20 protein-coding genes are annotated in these 19,282 nt (G+C 62.7%); 18 read left to right on the top strand and 2 right to left on the bottom strand.

Features of this window, described 5'->3' with window-relative positions; all coding sequences use genetic code 11:
• The first annotated feature begins 31 nt into the window (after positions 1-31).
• The 9 genes from AAC077_RS06385 to mraY all read left to right on the top strand — a co-directional run bounded on the left by AAC077_RS06385 (position 32) and on the right by mraY (position 9,501).
• Entirely contained in the window at positions 32-166 is a 135-nt protein-coding gene (locus AAC077_RS06385) for a hypothetical protein (protein WP_339767673.1), read from the top strand.
• Entirely contained in the window at positions 153-533 is a 381-nt protein-coding gene (locus AAC077_RS06380; protein WP_339767671.1) for a hypothetical protein, read from the top strand. The genes AAC077_RS06385 and AAC077_RS06380 overlap by 14 nt, the downstream gene beginning before the upstream one ends.
• 1,306 nt (positions 534-1,839) lie before the next feature.
• Positions 1,840-2,331 (top strand): division/cell wall cluster transcriptional repressor MraZ, encoded by a 492-nt coding sequence (gene mraZ, locus AAC077_RS06375; protein ID WP_339767669.1) that lies wholly within the window; start codon positions 1,840-1,842, stop codon positions 2,329-2,331.
• A gap of 2 nt (positions 2,332-2,333) precedes the next feature.
• Positions 2,334-3,308, top strand: coding sequence for a 16S rRNA (cytosine(1402)-N(4))-methyltransferase RsmH (rsmH, locus tag AAC077_RS06370; protein ID WP_339767667.1), 975 nt, complete (start codon positions 2,334-2,336; stop codon positions 3,306-3,308).
• A complete protein-coding gene (locus AAC077_RS06365; protein ID WP_339767666.1) occupies positions 3,309-3,656 on the top strand; it encodes a cell division protein FtsL in 348 nt (115 codons plus the stop codon).
• Positions 3,653-5,443 (top strand): penicillin-binding protein 2, encoded by a 1,791-nt coding sequence (locus AAC077_RS06360; RefSeq protein WP_339767664.1) that lies wholly within the window; start codon positions 3,653-3,655, stop codon positions 5,441-5,443. Before AAC077_RS06365 ends, AAC077_RS06360 begins: the two co-directional genes overlap by 4 nt.
• A gap of 18 nt (positions 5,444-5,461) precedes the next feature.
• Positions 5,462-6,946, top strand: a complete 1,485-nt coding sequence (locus tag AAC077_RS06355; RefSeq protein WP_339767662.1) for a UDP-N-acetylmuramoyl-L-alanyl-D-glutamate--2,6-diaminopimelate ligase — start codon at positions 5,462-5,464, stop codon at positions 6,944-6,946.
• Positions 6,943-8,376 (top strand): UDP-N-acetylmuramoyl-tripeptide--D-alanyl-D-alanine ligase, encoded by a 1,434-nt coding sequence (murF, locus tag AAC077_RS06350; RefSeq protein WP_339767660.1) that lies wholly within the window; start codon positions 6,943-6,945, stop codon positions 8,374-8,376. Before AAC077_RS06355 ends, murF begins: the two co-directional genes overlap by 4 nt.
• 42 nt (positions 8,377-8,418) lie before the next feature.
• Positions 8,419-9,501, top strand: a complete 1,083-nt coding sequence (gene mraY / locus AAC077_RS06345; RefSeq protein ID WP_339767658.1) for a phospho-N-acetylmuramoyl-pentapeptide-transferase — start codon at positions 8,419-8,421, stop codon at positions 9,499-9,501.
• An 18-nt stretch (positions 9,502-9,519) separates the two neighbouring features.
• On the opposite strand, the gene AAC077_RS06340 is transcribed toward mraY, so the two are convergent.
• Entirely contained in the window at positions 9,520-10,431 is a 912-nt protein-coding gene (locus AAC077_RS06340; RefSeq protein WP_339767656.1) for a glutaminase, read from the bottom strand.
• Between the two features lie 73 nt (positions 10,432-10,504).
• On the opposite strand from AAC077_RS06340, the gene murD reads away from it, so the two are divergent.
• Entirely contained in the window at positions 10,505-11,908 is a 1,404-nt protein-coding gene (gene murD, locus AAC077_RS06335; RefSeq protein ID WP_339767977.1) for a UDP-N-acetylmuramoyl-L-alanine--D-glutamate ligase, read from the top strand.
• Here the strand turns inward: murD and AAC077_RS06330 are convergent.
• Positions 11,905-13,095, bottom strand: a complete 1,191-nt coding sequence (locus AAC077_RS06330) for an NAD(P)/FAD-dependent oxidoreductase (protein ID WP_339767654.1) — start codon at positions 13,093-13,095, stop codon at positions 11,905-11,907. The two genes, murD and AAC077_RS06330, sit on opposite strands and share 4 nt — an antisense overlap.
• Before the next feature lie 111 nt (positions 13,096-13,206).
• On the opposite strand from AAC077_RS06330, the gene AAC077_RS06325 reads away from it, so the two are divergent.
• The 8 genes from AAC077_RS06325 to murB all read left to right on the top strand — a co-directional run bounded on the left by AAC077_RS06325 (position 13,207) and on the right by murB (position 19,250).
• Positions 13,207-13,734 (top strand): redoxin domain-containing protein, encoded by a 528-nt coding sequence (locus AAC077_RS06325; RefSeq protein WP_339767652.1) that lies wholly within the window; start codon positions 13,207-13,209, stop codon positions 13,732-13,734.
• Positions 13,735-13,857: 123 nt separating this feature from the next.
• Positions 13,858-15,027: a putative lipid II flippase FtsW gene (gene ftsW / locus AAC077_RS06320; protein ID WP_339767650.1), complete on the top strand. Its 1,170-nt coding sequence runs from the start codon at positions 13,858-13,860 to the stop codon at positions 15,025-15,027.
• Entirely contained in the window at positions 15,024-16,124 is a 1,101-nt protein-coding gene (locus tag AAC077_RS06315; protein WP_339767648.1) for a UDP-N-acetylglucosamine--N-acetylmuramyl-(pentapeptide) pyrophosphoryl-undecaprenol N-acetylglucosamine transferase, read from the top strand. The genes ftsW and AAC077_RS06315 overlap by 4 nt, the downstream gene beginning before the upstream one ends.
• Positions 16,121-17,527, top strand: a complete 1,407-nt coding sequence (murC, locus tag AAC077_RS06310; protein ID WP_339767646.1) for a UDP-N-acetylmuramate--L-alanine ligase — start codon at positions 16,121-16,123, stop codon at positions 17,525-17,527. The genes AAC077_RS06315 and murC overlap by 4 nt, the downstream gene beginning before the upstream one ends.
• Positions 17,524-17,778, top strand: a complete 255-nt coding sequence (locus AAC077_RS06305) for a DUF2484 family protein (RefSeq protein ID WP_339767644.1) — start codon at positions 17,524-17,526, stop codon at positions 17,776-17,778. The genes murC and AAC077_RS06305 overlap by 4 nt, the downstream gene beginning before the upstream one ends.
• Positions 17,775-18,026 (top strand): DUF2484 family protein, encoded by a 252-nt coding sequence (locus AAC077_RS06300; RefSeq protein ID WP_339767642.1) that lies wholly within the window; start codon positions 17,775-17,777, stop codon positions 18,024-18,026. The genes AAC077_RS06305 and AAC077_RS06300 overlap by 4 nt, the downstream gene beginning before the upstream one ends.
• Positions 18,023-18,289 carry a hypothetical protein gene (locus AAC077_RS06295; RefSeq protein ID WP_339767640.1) on the top strand — a complete coding sequence of 89 codons (267 nt, stop codon included), beginning with the start codon at positions 18,023-18,025 and terminating at the stop codon, positions 18,287-18,289. The genes AAC077_RS06300 and AAC077_RS06295 overlap by 4 nt, the downstream gene beginning before the upstream one ends.
• A 1-nt stretch (position 18,290) precedes the next feature.
• Positions 18,291-19,250 (top strand): UDP-N-acetylmuramate dehydrogenase, encoded by a 960-nt coding sequence (gene murB / locus AAC077_RS06290; protein ID WP_339767638.1) that lies wholly within the window; start codon positions 18,291-18,293, stop codon positions 19,248-19,250.
• Positions 19,251-19,282: the final 32 nt, after the last annotated feature.

Raw genomic sequence — 19,282 nt, 5'->3', positions numbered from 1 at the left:
CTAATCCTGGGCGCGGTTTGCCTCTATATACATGCAAGCCGCGCCCAGCACGCCAAGCGCCAGCATCATGCGCGGGCATCACAACACCAGTTTCAACATCGGTATGGCCCCCAGGCTTTGGCCCGATCAGGGCAAGGATGCCCGCAACGGCCATGTTCAGCCGTGATGATTTCAGGATGGCGGAACAACTTGCCGCGAGTCAGGGAAAGTTCTTGCCGTCACTGAATGATCTGCCCGAGGTCAAGGAGAGCTCCGCGTTCACGATCGAGGCGGTGCAGACGACTTATTGGATCGGCAAGCAGCGGGATGGCAGCGGCGCGCGGGCGCAGGTGCTGATCAGGGATTTTTACGTCAGTGAACTGGCGTTTCCAGGTGAACACCTGGCCCAAATCGTCTTTTTGTTTATAGGCGAAGCTTTAATTACGCTCAGGGAAGCGGCTAAATCTAGCAAACACCGATTATTTAACCGTCATGGCAAAACTAATCGCCAAGAAGGTGATTTTTTGAAGAATTCTCCTTTTCTATACATCTGATATGTGAGACTACCCATAACGTAGCGAGTGTCGTGTTTAACGTCTTGGATTGATTACTATCCTTCATAACGGCTCGTTCGAAACCTTATTTACATTTTCACGAGCAGGCCTCTCTAAGCCATTTGTCTTAGCTTTGATGAGAAGAAGGAAATCCGCCGCGCGTAAATGAAAAAAGGACTATTGGTTCCGATGAAAAGTCTTGCACGTAAGCTAGCACGGGTAACCTGTCTGTTTGGCCTGCACCGTTGGCGGCAGAGCAAAAGCATGCCAGAGCAGGTTTGCCGGACCTGCGGTCAACGACGCGGTGATTACACATAAACCTGATCCCATGGATCAAAGTTAATCTTGTTGCGGCGATCTTGAACCGTTGTGTGAATTTCTGTGTTTGCGGCCTGCATCGCGCAAGCGCATAGCCGCCGTGCAATTGGCATCCGTTATGGGCGCGAGGGTTTTAGCAAGCTGTCATTGCTAAAGTGTCTGGTCTGAACTTGAGCGCCTGGCGCTGCCCCGCCCGCTCCCCACCATCCCTCAAAACACTTTGCTGCAGGTTTCTGTGTAAATCACTGCACTTTCCAATGTCGCGCTACATCTCATGCGCAAGCCGCGGGATTTCATGGGATCGGGGTGGGCTGGCGCGGGTGGTGTGGGAAATCATGGGACGAGATTGGGAAATGACCTCTGACTTCCGAATCACAGGGCCGTGATTTGCAGATTCGGGGGTGATTCAGCGGGCGATGGGCGCTGACCCTTGAGAACGTAAGGGAAACATGGGATATCCGGCGGCGCTGTGGATAAGTTTTTTGGGAAACTATGGGCGACCATTCCTAGTGTGGTAGCCGCACAAGATGTTGTGTTATTTTCTCATATTCAAACCAATTGAGCTAAATTCCGCCGATTTTTATCCACAATATGTTGTGTATAACCTTGCTCGCGGGGCACAGTTTGTGGCTTGGTCCCATAAAAAACTATTGCCGCCCATGAATTCCCATGCGATCAATTGTTCATCGGATGAGAACGAGACACGGGGCACCAAACGACCCCACGCAGACAAACAAGACTCTAGCAGGTTTCATACAGGCACCTCGCTTTCATCAGACCAAAGATCCGGCGCGCGAGCGAGCAGACATCCCCCCAGGTGGCGCGCGCAGCTGGACATCCCGCCAAGCGGGACAAGGCGGCGGGTTGATCAGTGGCAGCAGATCAACCCGCCGTTTTTATTTCAAGCTCTGGGGACGACATTCGCGGGGGCGCGAGACACACAAAGCCCGAACCATAACGGGCGCAACATTGGGACGGACCAGGCCAGATGGCACGCAGGTTCAGAGGCGAAAGCGACCACAAGGTGGACGCAAAGGGCAGGGTGTCAATCCCGGCCTCGTTTCGTCGTGTGATCGAAGGGTCCGATCCCGAATGGAAAGACGGCCTGCCGCCCCGCATCATCATCGTCTATGGCGGCAAGACCCGCGACTACCTTGAAGGTTTCACCATCGAGGCCATGGACGAGGTTGACGAGAAAATCTCGAAACACCCGCGCGGCTCTGCCAAGCGCAAGGCGATGGAGCGTCTGTATTCGACGCAAGCCATTGAAACCGTGGTCGATGACACGGGCCGCATCGTCCTGTCGGCAAAGCTGCGCGAAAAGATCGGGCTGACCGACATGGCCCGCTTTGCAGCCTCGGGCGATACCTTTGAAATCTGGAACCCTGACACCTTTGATGCGGTCCATGACGACCTTGAGGGTGACGGTTATGATCCGGATGTTGATCCGTCCGTCTATCTGGACGGGGAGTTGGAATAATCATGGCTGGGGGGCCACATATTCCGGTTCTGATCAACGCCATCCTGCGCCATTGCGCACCCATCACCGGGACATGGCTGGACGGAACCTTTGGCGCGGGGGGCTATACCCGTGCGCTGCTTGAGGCGGGTGCCGACCGCGTGATCGCGGTTGACCGCGACCCGCTGGCCTTCGAGATGGCGGCGGGCTGGGTCGGCGACTATGGCGACCGGATCGTCATGCAGCAGGGCGTGTTTTCGAAACTGGACGAATATGTACAGGATCTGGACGGTGTTGTACTGGATCTGGGCGTCAGCTCGATGCAACTGGACCTGGCCGAGCGCGGATTTTCCTTCATGCGCGACGGACCGCTGGACATGCGGATGAGCCAGGACGGCCCGTCGGCGGCCGATCTGGTCAATGACGCAGACGAGGCGGTGCTGGCCAATGTGCTGTTCCATTACGGTGAAGAACGCGCCAGCCGCCGCATTGCCAAGGCGATCGTGCGGGAGCGTGATGTCGCGCCGATCACCACGACCCTGCGTCTGGCCAAGATTGTCGAATCCTGCCTGCCACGGTCCAAGCCGAACCAGTCGCATCCCGCCACCCGCAGCTTCCAGGCGCTGCGCATTGCGGTGAACAACGAATACGGCGAGCTTTATCAGGGGCTTATGGCTGCCGAACGGGCGTTGAAACCCGGCGGGCAACTGGCTGTGGTCACCTTTCATTCGGTCGAGGACCGCATGGTCAAACGGTTTCTGACCGCGCGCACCGGCAGTCAGGCCAATGCCAACCGCTATGCCCCCGAGACCGAGGCGCAAGCGGCGCAGTTTACCCAGAAGACCCGCAAGGCCATTGCCGCCGACGCGGACGAGGTCGACGCCAACCCGCGCGCGCGCTCGGCCAAGCTGCGGGTGGCCACGCGCACCGACGTCCCGTCAGGTCAGATTGACGCTAAATCCATTGGAATGCCGTACACGGCAGGAGTGTTCGAATAAATGCGATCGGTTCTTTATATTCTGACAGTGATAACCGTGATCGGGTTGGCGTTCTGGGCCTACCGCGAGAATTACGCGACACAAAAGGCGTTGAACGACACGGACAAGCTGCGCCACCAGATCCAGCAGTCCCATGCGCGGCTGGCGGTGTTGCGGGCCGAATGGGCCTATCTGAACCGTCCCGACCGGCTGCGCGACCTTGCGGATGTGAACTTTGACAGCCTCGGCCTGTTGCCGCTGGCCCCCGAACAGTTCGGCATGATTGATCAGGTTGCCTATCCGCCTGCGCCGGTCCTGTTGCCCATCACCAATCCGGTGGATGTCTCGAACATGGAGGCAAGCGAATGATCCGCGTTCCCCTGCGCCCGCTGGCGCGCATTCTGCCGGCCCGTGCGAACGGCGAGAACCCCGACGCGATCGAGCGCGAGAACAAGCGCATCCGCCACGAGGAAATGCGCGACCGGATGCGGGCGCGTGCCGAAAGCCGTTTGCTGATTTTGGGCATGTTCTTTGTCTGCGCCTTTGTGGTTGTGGGCGCGCGCATGGGGCTGTTGTCGATCTCCGAGCCGATGGAGCCGCGCGCCTATGCGCCGGGGGCGTCCATCTCGGCGGCGCGGGCCGATATTGTGGACCGCAACGGACAATTGCTGGCCACCAACTTTGAAACGCACGCACTGTATGCGCAGCCGACCCATATGATCGACCCGATGGGGGCCGCTGAAAAGCTGGTGCAGATCTTTCCCGACCTGAAGCACGACCGTCTGGTCAAGGATTTCACCGGCAAGCGCAAGTTCCTGTGGATCAAGAAAACCATGAGCCCCGAGCAAATGCAGGCGGTGCACGAGATCGGTGACCCGGGCCTGATGTTCGGTCCGCGTGACATGCGGCTGTATCCCAACGGCACGCTGGCCGCCCATGTTCTGGGCGGTGCGTCCTTTGGCAAGGAAGGCGTCAGCGCCGCCGAAGTGATCGGCGTGGCGGGGGTCGAGAAGTTTTTTGACGACTATCTGCGCGATCCCGACAATGCGGGCAAACCGCTGACGCTGTCGCTGGACCTGACGGTTCAGGCGGCGGCCGAACGGGTGCTGTGGGGCGGCATGAAGCTGATGAACGCCAAGGGCGCCACATCAATCCTGATGGACGTGCACACCGGCGAGGTGGTTTCGGTCGTGTCGTTGCCCACCTTTGACCCCAACAACCGCCCACGTCCTGCGATTTCCGGCGACCCGTCGGACAGCCCGCTGTACAACCGGTCGGTGCAGGGCGTGTACGAACTGGGGTCGGTGTTCAAGATTTTCGCGGCCGTTCAGGCGATGGATCTGGGGCTGGTGACCGCCGACACGATGATCGACACGTCGCCGCCGATGCGGGTGGGGGGCTATCCGATTGGCGAATTCCATTCGAAAAACTACGGCGTGCTCAGCGTTACGGACATTATCATGCATTCGTCCAACCGCGGTTCGGGCCGGTTGGCGCTGCAAATCGGGGTAGAACGTCAGCAAGAGTTCCTGAAAAAGCTGGGCTTTTTTGAATCGACCCCGTTCGAGATCGTTGAAGCGGCGCAGGGCAAGCCCTTGTTGCCGAAACAGTGGACCGAGCTGAGTGCTGTGACCATTTCCTATGGGCATGGCATCTCGACCTCGCCCATGCAGTTGGCCGCTGCCTATTCCGCGATTGCCAACGGCGGCTATATCGTAAAGCCCACGATCCTGAAGCAGGACGGGCGCACGTCGCAGGGCGAAAGGGTGATGAGCGCCAAGGCAGCCGAAGCCGCCCGCGCCATGTTGCGCAAGGTTGTGACCGAGGGCACCGCCAGCTTTGGCGATGTGCCGGGCTATGCGGTGGGCGGCAAGACAGGCTCGGCGGACAAGCCGAACCCGCAGGGCGGCTATTACAAGGATCGCAACATTTCGACCTTTGCCAGCATGTTCCCGAGCAACGACCCCAAATACGTGTTGATCGTATCGCTGGACGAGCCGGTGGAAACATCGGGCGACAAGCCGCGCCGCACCGCCGGTTGGACCACCGTGCCCGTGGCCGCCGAGATGGTCCGCCGTCTGGCGCCGCTTTTGGGTCTGCGACCAACCGTTGAACCGACCACACTGGCTGATATAACGCTGACCAGCAGCAACTAAGCCGAAAAGGCATCTCTTATGGTCACGCCCCGCAGTATCACGTTGAATTCTCTGGGGCTGATGGCCGTGTCGGGTGCGAATCCGCAGCTGATCAACCTGTGCGTTGACAGCCGCGAGGCCCGCGAGGGCACGCTGTTTGCCGCCATGCCGGGCAGCCGCGTGCATGGTGCCAGTTTCATTGAGGGCGCCTTGCAGCGCGGAGCCTCTGCCATTCTGACCGATCCGGTCGGGGCGGAACTGGCCCGTGATGTGCTGGCCGCATCGGGTGCCGCACTGGTTGTCACCGACACCCCGCGCGAGACGTTGGCGCGCACCGCCGCGCTGTTCTTTGGCGCGCAGCCGCAGGTCATGGTGGCCGTGACCGGCACCAATGGGAAAACATCCGTATCCACCTTTGTGCGGCAGATCTGGATTGAACTGGGCCTGTCCGCCATCAATCTGGGCACCACCGGCGTCGAGGGCGCATGGACCGCGCCGCTGGCCCATACCACGCCGGAACCGATCACGCTGCACCGCACGCTGGCGGCGGCGGCATCGCGCGGGATCACCCATGCCGCGATGGAGGCGTCGTCGCACGGGCTGGACCAGCGGCGGCTGGACGGCGTGGTGCTGCGGGCCGCGGGTTTCACCAACTTTACGCAGGATCATCTGGACTATCACCACAGCTTTGACGCCTATTTCGACGCCAAGGCGGGCCTGTTCGCCCGTGTGTTGCCCGAGGACGGCACCGCCGTGATCAACATCGACGACGAACGCGGTGTCGATATGGCGGCGATTGCCAAGGCACGGGGCCAGCAGGTGATGACGGTGGGCCGCGCAGGCGGTGATTTGCATCTGGCGGGGCAGCGCATGGACGCCACGGGGCAGGACATAAGGCTGGTCTATCAGGGCAAGGTGTTTCAGGCGCGGCTGAACCTGATCGGGGATTTTCAGGCCGACAACGTGGCGCTGGCCGCCGGTCTGGTCATCGCCTGCGGGGCAGAGCCGTCGCATGTGTTCGACACGCTGCCGCATCTGGTGACGGTCAGGGGACGGATGCAACTGGCCGCCAGCCGCGAAAACGGGGCGGCGGTGTTTGTGGATTACGCCCACACGCCCGATGCCATCGAAACCGCCCTGTCCGCGATGCGCCCGCATGTGATGGGCCGCCTGATTGCCATCGTGGGGGCGGGCGGCGACCGTGACGCCGGAAAACGCCCGCTGATGGGGGCGGCGGCAGCGGCCAATGCCGACGTGGTGATCGTGACCGACGACAACCCCCGCTCCGAAGACCCCGCCACCATCCGCGCCGCCGTGCTGGGCGGTTGCCCCGACGCGATGGAGGTCGGCGACCGCGCCGAGGCGATCCTGCGCGGGGTGGATATGCTGGAACCCGGCGACGCACTGCTGATCGCGGGCAAGGGCCATGAAACCGGGCAGATCGTCGGCGACGACGTGCTGCCCTTTGACGATGCGGAACAGGCCAGCCTGGCTGTCGCCGCACTGGAAGGACGCCTGACATGACGACGCCGCTGTGGACCGCCGCCGATGCCGCCGAGGCCACGGGCGGCACCGTCACCACCGATTGGGTGGCGACCGGCGTGTCCATCGACACCCGCACGCTGGAACAGGGCGATTTGTTCGTGGCGCTGAAAGACGTGCGCGACGGCCATGATTTCGTGGCACAGGCGCTGGCAAAAGGGGCCGCTGCCGCATTGGTCAGCCATGTCCCCGAAGGGGTGGCCGACGACGCGCCGCTGTTGATCGTACCTGACGTGCTGACGGCGCTGGAGGCGCTGGGCCGCAAGGGGCGTGCGCGCACCCGTGCGCGTGTGGTGGCGGTGACGGGCAGCGTCGGCAAAACCTCGACCAAGGAAATGCTGCTGGCGATGCTGGGCGATCAGGGGCGCACCCATGCGTCCGTGGCCAGCTACAACAACCACTGGGGCGTGCCGCTGACGCTGGCGCGGATGCCGCAGGACACCGAATATGCGGTGATCGAGATCGGCATGAACCACCCCGGAGAGATCGCCCCGCTGGCCCGCATGGCGCGCCCGCACGTGGCGCTGATCACCACCGTCGCTGCCGCACACCTTGAGGCATTCGACGACATCACAGGCATTGCGGTGGAAAAGGCCAGCATCATCGACGGGCTGGAATACGGCGGATCGGCCATCCTGAACAACGACGTGGAAACCGCCGCGATCCTGCAAGCCAAGGCGCTGGATGCGAAACGCAAGGATGTAGGCTTTGGCTGGCATGGCTTTGATTACGTGCTGAAAGATGTGAAACTGCAAAGCGACACCACCATCGTGCAAGCCGAGGTGGACGGCAGCCCGCTGGTGTTCAAGATCGCCACTGCGGGGCAGCATTTCGCGATGAACGGGCTGGGGGCGCTGGCCACCTGCGCCGAACTGGGTGCCGATCTGGCGCTGGCTGCGCAAAGTCTGGGCCGCTGGACCCCCTTCAAGGGGCGCGGCGCGCGCGAGACGATTTACCTGGACCCGGTCGAGCGTGATCTGACGCTGGAACTGATCGACGACAGCTATAACGCCAACCCCACGTCGATGGCCGCCGCCCTTGAGGTGCTGGCGGCTGCCGAGGTGACCAATGGCATGGGCCGCGTGCGTCAGGGCCGCCGCATCGCGGTGCTGGGCGACATGAAAGAGCTGGGCGACGACGCGCAGAAACTGCACGCCGGTCTGGCCGATCTGGAAGCGATGGAAAAGGTGGACCGCGTCCATTGCATCGGCCCGCTGATGCGCGCGCTGTACAACACATTGCCCGAACACCAGCGCGGCCGCTGGTGCGAAACCTCGGAAGATATGGCCAAGGTGCTGCGCGCGCGGCTGGACGCAGGCGACGTTGTGCTGGCCAAAGGGTCGCTGAGCATGAAACTGGCGCTGGTCGTTGACGCAATCCGCAAAATGGGCCATCCGGTCGAAAACGCCTGAACACGCTTCGGGCCAGAAAAAACATGAGTTGGAATACCTGAAATGCTGTATTGGTTGACCCTGCTGTCGGATGGTGGCGATTTCTTTAACCTGTTTCGCTATATTACCTTCCGCGCCGGTGGGGCGTTTCTGACGGCATTGCTGTTCGGATTTATCTTTGGTCAGCCGCTGATCAACGTGCTGCGCCGCACCCAGGGCAAGGGCCAGCCGATCCGCGACGACGGCCCCGAGGGGCATTTCGTCAAGGCGGGCACGCCGACCATGGGCGGGCTGCTGATCGTGGGCGCGCTGCTGACGTCAACGCTGTTGTGGGCGCGGCTGGACAACCCGTTCATCTGGGTGGTGCTGTTTGTCACCATGTCCTTTGCCGCCATCGGCTTTGCCGACGATTACGCCAAGGTGTCCAAGCAGACGACCGCAGGCGTGTCGGGCAAGGTGCGGTTGTTGCTGGGGTTCCTGATCGCGGGCATCGCGGCCTATGTTTCGGCGCTGTACCATCCCGCTGAATTGCAAAACCAGCTTGCCCTGCCGGTGTTCAAGGACACGCTGATCAATCTGGGCTATCTGTTCGTGCCGTTTTCGATCATCGTGATCGTGGGGTCGGCCAATGCGGTCAACCTGACCGACGGGCTGGACGGGCTGGCGATCATGCCGGTGATGATCGCCGCAGGCACGTTGGGCGTGATCGCCTACGCGGTGGGCCGCGTCGACTTTACCGATTATCTGGACGTGCACTATGTGCCGGGCACCGGCGAAATCCTGATCTTTACCGCCGGACTGTTCGGCGGCGGTTTGGGGTTCTTGTGGTACAATGCGCCCCCTGCCGCGGTGTTCATGGGCGACACCGGCAGCCTTGCCCTGGGCGGCGCATTGGGGGCCATTGCCGTTGCGACCAAGCACGAACTGGTGCTGGCCATCGTCGGCGGTCTGTTCGTGGTCGAGGCGCTGAGCGTTATCATCCAGGTGCTGTATTTCAAACGCACCGGCAAGCGCGTGTTCCTGATGGCACCGATCCATCATCACTACGAGAAAAAGGGCTGGGCCGAGCCGCAGATCGTGATCCGGTTCTGGATTATCTCGCTGATCCTCGCGATGATCGGTCTGGCCACGTTGAAAGTGCGCTGACCGCTTGAAAGCGCCCGCCTAGAAAATCGACCAGTTCATGGCTGTTGTAAGCTGTGCAAGGGCCTCTGTGCCCTTGTGCGAATTGCCATAGCGGTTAAGGCCGGGGCTCCAGACGGCAATCGACGCCTGTCCGGGCACAATGGCCAGAATGCCGCCCCCCACACCGCTTTTGCCGGGGATGCCGACACGATAGGCAAAATCACCCGAACCGTCGTAGTGGCCACAGGTCAGCATCAGCGCATTCAGACGTCTGATCCGGCGGGGCGAGACAAGGTTGGGCATCGCGGGTCCGTCCACCAGAAACCGGCCCGCCATCGCCAGTTGGCCGGTCGTCATTTCCAGCGCACAGTGGTGGAAATAAGTGCCCAGCACCTTTTCGGGGCTGTTGTTCAGGTTGTCACGGGACGCCAGAAAATGCGCCAGCGCAAAGTTGCGGTGGCCATAGGCGGTTTCCGACGCGGCGACCGCATCGTTGATGTAGATGTCGTCCGATCCGGCGGCGGCACGGACAAAGGCAATGATTTCCCCCAGTGCCTCGCGCGGGGTGCGTGTGCCCAGCACTTCGTCCGTGGTCACGATGGCCCCTGCGTTGATGAACGGATTGCGCGGGCGACCGTCTTCCTGTTCCAGTTGCACGATCGAATTGAACGCCCGCCCCGAAGGTTCGCGGCCCACGCGGGTCCAAAGCTGGTCGCCGGACCGGCCCAAGGCGATGGCCAGCGTAAAAATCTTGGTGATCGACTGGACCGAAAAGGGCACATGGCAATCTCCGGCCTCAAGCAGGCGGCCATCGGCCAGCGCGACCGAGATTGCGAATTGCGCAGGGTCCACGTCGGCCAATTGCGGAATGTACTGGGCGACCTGTCCCCAGTCGTCACCTTGGCGGGCATCGCTGTTCAGCGTCCGCAGGATGGATTCAACATCGGCCATTTCGCGGCACTCCGGCTTGTGAAAGACGCGTATTGCGCCCATTCTGCGGCGCACAGTTAACAGGGGCGATATGATGATTCCAGTACAGGGTTTGGCGGGTGCAAAAGTGGCGGTGTTGGGGCTGGGCCGGTCCGGCCTGTCCGCCGCCCGTGCGCTGGCCGCAGGCGGTGCGCTGCCGGTGTGCTGGGATGACAACCCCGCCGCACAGGCCAAGGCCGAAGCCGAAGGGTTCGCGGTTCAGGACCTGCACCACCCCAGCGCATTCGACGACATCGCGCGGCTGGTGGTCAGCCCGGGCATTCCGCATCTGTACCCCTCGCCCAATGCCATCGTCGCGGCCGCGCAGTTGGCGGGGGTGCCGGTGGACAATGACATCGGCCTGTTTTTCCAAAGCTTTGCAACGCCCGACTGGGCCACCTATGACACCGTCCCGCGCGTGGTTGCGGTGACCGGATCGAACGGCAAATCGACCACCTCGGCGCTGATCCACCACATTTTGACCGAAGCGGGGCGCGACAGCCAGCTTGCGGGCAACATCGGGCGCGGGGTGCTGGACATCGACCCGCCCGCCGATGGCGGTGTGGTGGTGCTGGAGCTGTCATCCTATCAGACCGATCTGGCGCGCAGCCTGACGCCGGATGTGGCCGTGTTCACCAACCTCAGCCCCGATCATCTGGACCGGCACGCCGGCATGGGGGGTTATTTCGCCGCCAAGCGTCGGCTGTTCGCCGAAGGCGGACCCGACCGCGCGGTGATTGGTGTGGACGAGGCCGAGGGCCGGTTTCTGGCCGGACAACTGGCCGAGGGGCCGACGGACGACCGCGTGATCCGCATTTCGGTCGCGGCCAAGCTGGCGGGGCCGGGGTGGAACATCTTTGCGCGCAAGGGCTTCCTGTCGGAATACCGCAAGGGCAAGCAGGTGGCGTCGATCGACCTGCGCAGCGTCAAGGGGTTGCCGGGTGCGCACAATCATCAGAACGCCTGTGCGGCCTATGCCGCCTGCCGGTCGCTGGGGTTGGCCCCGCGCGTGATCGAGGCGGCGTTTCACAGTTTCGGCGGGTTGCCGCACCGCAGCCAGTTGATCGCGGAAGCAGGCGGCGTGTCTTACGTGAACGACAGCAAGGCCACCAATGTGGACAGCGCGGTAAAGGCGCTGGAGGCGTTCCAGAACATCCGATGGATTTGCGGCGGCTTGCAGAAAGAGGGCGGGCTGGACCCGCTGAACGCGGTGTCGGGGTCGGTGAAAAAGGCCTATGTGATCGGACGCGAGGCGGCGGCTTTTGCCGTGCAACTGGACGCGGAAACGCAAGTCTGCGGGACGATGGCATCGGCGGTCGCGGCGGCGATGGCGGATGCTGAGGCAGGCGATACGGTGCTGTTGGCGCCGGCGGCGGCCAGTTTTGACCAATACGACAGTTTCGAGAAACGCGGCGATGATTTCGTGACCGAGGTCAAGGCGCGGTTGGGGGTGGCTTAGCCTGCCGCAATCGCCCGCGCGGCGGCCATGCCTGACGACCACGCCCACTGAAAATTGTAGCCGCCCAGCCAGCCGGTGACATCGACCGCTTCACCGATGGCATAGAGGCCCGGAACGTCCTTGGCCTGCATCGTTTTGGACGACAGCGCGTCGGTGTCGATGCCGCCAAGGGTGACCTCGGCGGTGCGATAGCCTTCGGTGCCGGTGGGGGTCAGGTGCCAGTTCTGGATGCGGTCCACCAGCGCGTCGATGCGGGCGTCGGACTGGTCGGCCAGGTTGCCGGTCAGCGCCCAGTCGTCTTTCATGAAATCGACCAGCCGCGACGGCAGATGGGTGGACAGTTCCGTCGTCAGGTTGCGCCGCCCGTAGTGCTGGCGTTGTGCGCGCAGGGCGGGGGCGATGGTGTTTTGCGGGTCAAGGTTCAGCGTGACCTGTTCGCCTTCGCGCCAGTAGCTGGACACTTGCAGCACCGCAGGGCCGGACAGGCCACGGTGGGTGAACAGCACCGCTTCGTCAAAGCTGGGGCCATCCGCGACCATGCGGGCGGGCGCGGCGACACCGGCCAGCGGAACAAAGCGCCCTTCGGCAAAGGTGAAGGGGACAAGTCCGGGGCGGGTATCGGTCACCGGCAGACCGAATTGACGCGCGATGTCATAAGACAGGCCCGTGGCCCCCATCTTGGGGATCGACTTGCCGCCGGTGGCCAGAACCAGGTTCTGCGCTTGAATTTGCAAAGCTCCGTCAGAAGTTTGCAAATCGACTGCAAAGCCGTCCGCGGACTTTGCAACATTGCCGACAGAGGTTTGCAAATGCAGCGTCACCCCCGCATCGGCCATCATTCCCGTCAGCATCGCCACGATCTGCTTGGCCGAGCCGTCGCAGAACAACTGCCCCAGCGTTTTTTCGTGCCATGCAATGCCGTGACGGTCGATCAGGTCGATAAAATCCCATTGCGTGTACCGCGCCAGCGCCGATTTGGCGAAATGCGGGTTTGCAGACAAAAACGCCTGCGGGTCGCAGTACATATTGGTGAAATTGCACCGCCCGCCGCCCGAGATGCGGATTTTTTCGCCGGGGGCCTTGGCGTGATCCACGATCATCACGCGTTTGCCTGTGTGCCCGCCCGCATGGGCCGCGCACATCATGCCGGCCGCACCGGCGCCTATGATCAACGTGTCAATCTGCATCGCGCAGCCCTGCCTGATTGTGCGGGTCTGGTCAAGAAACCGCTGACAGGCTTTGACGCGCGCGTCACAAGGCATAGGTAGGGGGCAACGCAATTCTGAAAGGACCGCCCCATGAACACGCTTGATGCAGGCACGCCGTTTCCGCAAATCCAGTTGAACACCGTTGGTGGCCGCACCCGCACATTGGGCAAGGCGCTGGACGGACACGAATGGCAGTTGGTTGTCGTCTATCGCGGCCTGCACTGCCCGATCTGCAAACGCTATCTGTCGCAACTGCAAGAGATGGCGTCGGCCTTTTATGACCAGAAGGTCGAGGTGATTGCCGTGTCGGCCGACCCTTTGGGCAAGGCGCAAAAGATGGTGGAAGAACAGGCGCTTGAACTGCCGGTGGCCTATGATCTTAGTCCCGACCAGATGGCGCAGCTGGGGCTGTTCATCTCGGACCCGCGCAGCCCGCAGGAAACCGACCGCCCCTTTGCCGAGCCGGGAACGTTCGTGGTGAACGGGGACGGCAGCCTGCAAATCGTCGACGTGTCGAACGCCCCCTTTGCGCGCCCCGATCTGGACGCGCTGCTGCGCGGCATCACGTTCGTGCGCGAAAAGAACTATCCCATTCGCGGCACCCGCGCGCGCCCCTGATCGGCGGGCGCTTGCCCAGTGGCGGGCGGGGGTGAAACCCACTAGCCCGCAGCGGTTTTTCCGGCTATGATGCGCCTTAGACCCCGCAAAGGGGCGACCTGAGGCAGTTCTAGGCGGTTTGACATGACAGAAATGGTGTATGGTGCAGCACCGGTGCGCGATGGCGAACCGATTTTGCCGAAATGGTGGCGCACGATCGACATGTGGTCGATGTCGTGCATTTTGATCCTGTTCACCATCGGGTTGCTGTTGGGGCTGGCCGCGTCGCCGCCGCTGGCCGCGAAAAACGGCTTTGACTCCTTTCACTACGTGCAACGACAGGCGTTTTTCGGCTGTGTCGCGCTGGTTGCGATGATGCTGACGTCGATGATGACGCCGGTGATGGTGCGCCGTCTGGCGGTCGTTGGCTTTCTTTTGACATTTATCGCGCTGATGCTGCTGCCGTTTTTCGGCACCGATTTCGGCAAGGGTGCGACGCGCTGGTTCTCGCTGGGCTTTGCCAGCGTGCAGCCGTCCGAGTTCCTGAAACCGGGGTTTGTGGTTGTCTGTGCATGGATGATGGCCGCGGGCCAGGACCTGAACGGTCCTCCGGGGCGGATGTGGTCGTTTATCCTGTGCGTGACCATCGTGCTGATGCTGGCGTTACAGCCCGACTTTGGTCAGGCCTGTCTGGTGCTGTTCGGCTGGGGCGTGATGTATTTTGTCGCCGGTGCGCCGATGCTGCTGCTGGTCGGCATGGCCGGGCTGGTCGTGATGGCGGGCACTGTGGCCTATTCCAATTCTGAACACTTTGCGCGCCGGATCGACGGCTTCCTGAGCACCGACATCGACCCCACGACGCAGATGGGCTATGCCACCAACGCGATCCGCGAGGGTGGGCTGTTCGGCGTGGGCGTCGGCGAGGGCGAGGTGAAATGGTCGCTGCCCGATGCGCACACCGATTTCATCATTGCCGTGGCGGCTGAAGAATACGGGCTGATCCTGGTGCTGGTCATCATCGCGCTGTACACGGTTGTGGTGGTGCGGTCACTGCTGCGCCTGATGCGCGAGCGTGATCCGTTTATCCGGCTGGCGGGCACCGGGCTGGCCTGTACCTTTGGCGTGCAGGCGATGATCAACATGGGTGTGGCCGTGCGGTTGCTGCCGGCCAAGGGGATGACGCTGCCCTTTGTCAGCTATGGCGGGTCGTCTGTCATTGCCTCGGGGATTGCGCTGGGGATGCTGCTGGCGTTCACCCGCACACGTCCCCAGGGCGAGATCAGCGATTTGCTGGGCCGGGGCCGCGGCCGATGAAACAGCCGCTTTTGTTGATCGCAGCCGGTGGCACGGGCGGGCATATGTTCCCCGCGCAGGCGCTGGCCGAGGAAATGTTGCGCCGCGGCTGGCGGGTGAAACTGTCTACGGACGCGCGCGGGGCGCGGTACACGGGCGGCTTTCCCCATTCGACGCAGATCGAACAGATCAGCAGCGCCACATTTGCGCGCGGCGGTGTGCTGGCCAAGGCCGCGGTGCCCTTCCGCATTGCGGGCGGTGTGCTGGGGGCGATCTTCAAGATGATGCGCGACAGGCCGGACGTTGTCGTGGGCTTTGGCGGCTATCCGTCAATTCCGGCGATGGCGGCGGCCACGGCGCTGCGTCTGCCGCGCATGATCCACGAACAGAACGGCGTGTTGGGCCGTGTGAACCAGATTTTCGCCAAGCGGGTGCTGGCGGTGGCGTGCGGGACGTGGCCCACCGAACTGCCAGACGGCATCGAGGGGTATTACGTCGGCAACCCTGTGCGCCGCGCGGTGCTGGAACGGGCCGAGGCGGGGTATATCGTGCCCGGTGACTATCCGATGGAATTGTTGGTGATCGGCGGCAGCCAGGGCGCGCGGGTGCTAAGCGACGTGGTGCCGCCCGCTATCGCGCAACTGCCGATAGAGATGGTGCGCAACATCCGTGTCAGCCATCAGGCCCGCGAGGAAGACATGGACCGTGTGGCCGAATATTACGCGCAGGCGGGCATCGACGCGGATGTGCAGCCGTTCTTTGACGATGTGCCGCGCCGCATGACCGAAGCGCAGTTGGTGATATCGCGGTCGGGGGCATCCTCGGTGGCTGACATTGGCGTGATTGGTCGTCCGTCGATCCTGATCCCCTTTGCCGCCGCCACCGGCGATCACCAGACCGCCAATGCGCGCGGGCTGGTCGATGCGGGGGCCGCGATCCTGATCCCCGAAGATGCGCTGACCCCTGACGCGCTGGCGGAACAGATCCATGCGGTTCTGGACAATCCGAACGGAGCATTGCAAATGGCCTCCGCCGCGCACGGTCACGCCAAACCGGCGGCGGCGGTTGAACTGGCCGTGATGGTCGAAACGCTTGCTGGGAAAGAGACAGAACAATGAACGCAGCCACCAAACTTCCCGGCGACGTCGGCCCCATTCATTTCGTCGGCATCGGCGGCATCGGCATGTCGGGCATCGCCGAAGTGCTGTTGAACCACGGTTATGTGGTGCAGGGGTCGGATCTGAAGAAATCCAAGATCACCGACCGGCTGGAAGAGTTGGGCGCATTGGTGTTCGTCGGCCAGCGGGCCGAGAACATCGAAGACGCGCAGGTGGTGGTGATTTCATCGGCGATCAAGCCGGGCAATGCCGAACTGGACGCGGCGCGGGCGCGCGGTTTGCCCATCGTGCGCCGGGCCGAGATGCTGGCCGAGCTGATGCGGCTGAAATCGAACATCGCCATTGCGGGCACCCATGGCAAGACGACGACGACCACGATGGTCGCCGCCCTGCTGGACGAGGGCAAGTTTGACCCCACGGTGGTCAACGGCGGGGTGATCCACGCCTATGGCAGCAACGCCCGCAAGGGCGAGGGCGAGTGGATGGTGGTCGAGGCGGACGAAAGCGACGGTACGTTCAACCGCTTGCCTGCGACAATTGCCATCGTCACCAACATCGACCCCGAGCATATGGAACATTGGGGCACCGAGGAAAACCTGCACAAGGGGTTCCTGGATTTCGTGTCGAACATCCCGTTCTACGGGCTGGCTGTGTGCTGCACCGACGACGCGGACGTGCAAAGCCTTGTGGGCAAGCTGACCGACCGGCGGGTGACCACTTATGGTTTCAACGCGCAGGCCGATGTGCGGGCGGTCAACCTGACGTACAAGGCCGGTATCGCGCATTTTGACATCATTTTGCGCGCCGAGGACACGATCATCGAAGGTTGCACCCTGCCGATGCCGGGTGATCACAACGTGTCGAACGCGCTGGCGGCGGTGGCCGTGGCGCGGCATCTGGGCATGAAAAGCGGCGAGATCCGCAAGGCGCTGGCCAATTTCGGTGGTGTGAACCGCCGCTTTACCCGTGTGGGTGTGGTCGACGGTGTGACGATCATCGACGACTACGGCCACCATCCGGTTGAAATCGCCGCCGTGTTGCGCGCCGCGCGTCAGGCCACCGAAGGCCGCGTGATCGCGGTGCACCAGCCGCACCGGTATTCGCGCCTGTCGCACCACTTTGACGAATTCTGTGCCTGTTTCAACGACGCCGATGTGGTCGGCATCGCCGAGGTTTACGCCGCAGGTGAACAGCCCATTCCCGGTGCGTCGCGTGACGATCTGGTGGCGGGGCTGACCCGCAGCGGGCATCGTCATGCCTTTGCCGTGATGGACGAGGATGATCTAGAACGGCTGATCCGCGAGAACGCGCGCCCCGGTGATATGGTGGTCTGCCTTGGGGCAGGGACGATCAGCACGTGGGCCAACGCCTTGCCGAAACGGTTGCAAAAGGGCGCGGCGTGACCTTGCTGTGGCTTTCGGTGGCGTGGGTTCTGGCCGCCGCCGCCGTGGCCATGCTGCCGATGCGCCGCCAATATGTGCCCGGAGTCGCCCTACTGATCGCGGCGCCTGTTCTGATCGCGATGATCGGGATGCAGGTCGCGTGGTGGGCGGGCGCGCTGGCGCTGGCTGCTTTCGTTTCGATGTTTCGCAATCCGCTGCGCTATTTCTACGCACGCCTGAGGGGGCAACGACCGGAGCTTCCTGACCTATGACACTTTCGCTGACATTCGCCTGCCTGTGGGCGCTGGCCGCCAACCTGATCGCCATGACCCCCAGCCGTGATTACCACTGGCGTGCGGCCTATGTGCTGATCGCCTTTGGCATTCCGATCCTGGGCTATGTCACCATGCAACACGGGCCGTGGATCGGGTTGCTGGTGATGGTGGCGGGCGTGTCGATCCTGCGCTGGCCGGTGATCTATCTGGGGCGCTGGCTGCGCAGCCGGACCTTGGGGAAATGATCCCGTTTTCGGCCTTTGTCCCGCCGCTGATCCTGGGGGCTGTGGCGATGTACATCGGCCTGCGCGGCTATATCCGGCTGTATCTGTATTATGTGCCGCTGTCGCTGGTGATCATCGCCGCGCTGATCTGGCTGAGGCTTGGCGTGCCGCCCTACAACAACAGCGTGATCGTGGCCTTGTTGGCGATGGGCCTGTTTTTGTGCGCCTGTTTTGGTATGGGGTGGATCATTCACCGTTTCCTGACCCGCAAGAGCCGAGCCTGACATGACCGATCTTCCGCCCGTCCGTGGCAAACTGACCCCGAACCGCGACCTGAGCGATCTGACATGGCTGCGCGTGGGCGGGCCTGCGGACTGGGTGTTTCAACCTGCGGATATCGACGATCTGGCGCAGTTTCTGGCCGCCTTGCCCGGTGATGTGGCCGTGTTCCCGATGGGCGTCGGCAGCAACCTGATCGTGCGCGATGGCGGTTTGCGGGCTGTGGTGATCCGGCTGGGGCGCGGGTTCAATGGGATCGAGGTTTCGGGCGACACGGTCACGGCAGGGGCGGCGGCGCTGGACGCGCATGTGGCGCGGCGCGCGGCGGATGCGGGCGTGGACCTGACATTCCTGCGCACCATTCCGGGCAGCATCGGCGGCGCTGTGCGGATGAACGCGGGCTGCTACGGCAGCTATACGGCGGATGTGTTCGTTTCGGCGCGTGCGGTTCTGCGCAGCGGCGAAGTGGTGACCCTGACACCCGCGCAGATGAATTTCCGCTATCGTCAAAGCGACCTGCCGCAGGGGGCGGTGCTGGTCAGCGCCACGCTGCGCGGCCCTGCCGGTGATCCCGCCGCATTGCACGACCGCATGGCGGCGCAATTGCAAAAACGCGACGAGACCCAGCCCACCAGGGACCGCAGCGCCGGATCGACCTTTCGCAACCCTGCCGGCTTTTCGTCGACAGGGCAGGCGGATGATGTTCACGACCTGAAAGCGTGGAAGGTGATCGACGATGCGGGCCTGCGCGGGGCAACGGTGGGCGGCGCACAGATGAGCCCCAAGCATTCCAATTTCCTGATCAACACCGGCGATGCCACGGCGGCGGACCTTGAAAACCTTGGTGAAAAGGTGCGAAAAGAGGTTTACGCAACCAGCGGTATCACGCTAGAGTGGGAAATTATGCGCATCGGCGAACCGCGCGCGGATTTGCCGGTTCTCACGATGGCAGAACGACCAAAATAACGACCAAAAACAACGATCAGTTAAACGATCAG

It is taken from the genome of uncultured Pseudosulfitobacter sp. (genome assembly GCF_963976325.1).
In the GTDB taxonomy this organism is placed as follows: Bacteria; Pseudomonadota; Alphaproteobacteria; order Rhodobacterales; family Rhodobacteraceae; genus Pseudosulfitobacter.
This window is presented reverse-complemented; position numbering and strand designations above follow the sequence as displayed.

What these genes read in the sequence shown, in the direction of transcription:
- murF (WP_339767660.1), top strand. Translation starts at nt 6,943, where the DNA reads ATGACGACGCCGCTGTGGACCGCCGCCGATGCCGCCGAGGCCACGGGC.
- AAC077_RS06380 (WP_339767671.1), top strand. Translation starts at nt 153, where the DNA reads ATGTTCAGCCGTGATGATTTCAGGATGGCGGAACAACTTGCCGCGAGT.
- rsmH (WP_339767667.1), top strand. Translation starts at nt 2,334, where the DNA reads ATGGCTGGGGGGCCACATATTCCGGTTCTGATCAACGCCATCCTGCGC.
- AAC077_RS06330 (WP_339767654.1), bottom strand. Translation starts at nt 13,095, where the DNA reads ATGCAGATTGACACGTTGATCATAGGCGCCGGTGCGGCCGGCATGATG.
- mraZ (WP_339767669.1), top strand. Translation starts at nt 1,840, where the DNA reads ATGGCACGCAGGTTCAGAGGCGAAAGCGACCACAAGGTGGACGCAAAG.
- AAC077_RS06295 (WP_339767640.1), top strand. Translation starts at nt 18,023, where the DNA reads ATGATCCCGTTTTCGGCCTTTGTCCCGCCGCTGATCCTGGGGGCTGTG.
- murC (WP_339767646.1), top strand. Translation starts at nt 16,121, where the DNA reads ATGAACGCAGCCACCAAACTTCCCGGCGACGTCGGCCCCATTCATTTC.
- mraY (WP_339767658.1), top strand. Translation starts at nt 8,419, where the DNA reads ATGCTGTATTGGTTGACCCTGCTGTCGGATGGTGGCGATTTCTTTAAC.
- AAC077_RS06385 (WP_339767673.1), top strand. Translation starts at nt 32, where the DNA reads ATGCAAGCCGCGCCCAGCACGCCAAGCGCCAGCATCATGCGCGGGCAT.
- AAC077_RS06360 (WP_339767664.1), top strand. Translation starts at nt 3,653, where the DNA reads ATGATCCGCGTTCCCCTGCGCCCGCTGGCGCGCATTCTGCCGGCCCGT.
- murB (WP_339767638.1), top strand. Translation starts at nt 18,291, where the DNA reads ATGACCGATCTTCCGCCCGTCCGTGGCAAACTGACCCCGAACCGCGAC.
- AAC077_RS06340 (WP_339767656.1), bottom strand. Translation starts at nt 10,431, where the DNA reads ATGGCCGATGTTGAATCCATCCTGCGGACGCTGAACAGCGATGCCCGC.
- murD (WP_339767977.1), top strand. Translation starts at nt 10,505, where the DNA reads ATGATTCCAGTACAGGGTTTGGCGGGTGCAAAAGTGGCGGTGTTGGGG.
- ftsW (WP_339767650.1), top strand. Translation starts at nt 13,858, where the DNA reads ATGACAGAAATGGTGTATGGTGCAGCACCGGTGCGCGATGGCGAACCG.
- AAC077_RS06315 (WP_339767648.1), top strand. Translation starts at nt 15,024, where the DNA reads ATGAAACAGCCGCTTTTGTTGATCGCAGCCGGTGGCACGGGCGGGCAT.
- AAC077_RS06365 (WP_339767666.1), top strand. Translation starts at nt 3,309, where the DNA reads ATGCGATCGGTTCTTTATATTCTGACAGTGATAACCGTGATCGGGTTG.
- AAC077_RS06355 (WP_339767662.1), top strand. Translation starts at nt 5,462, where the DNA reads ATGGTCACGCCCCGCAGTATCACGTTGAATTCTCTGGGGCTGATGGCC.
- AAC077_RS06325 (WP_339767652.1), top strand. Translation starts at nt 13,207, where the DNA reads ATGAACACGCTTGATGCAGGCACGCCGTTTCCGCAAATCCAGTTGAAC.
- AAC077_RS06300 (WP_339767642.1), top strand. Translation starts at nt 17,775, where the DNA reads ATGACACTTTCGCTGACATTCGCCTGCCTGTGGGCGCTGGCCGCCAAC.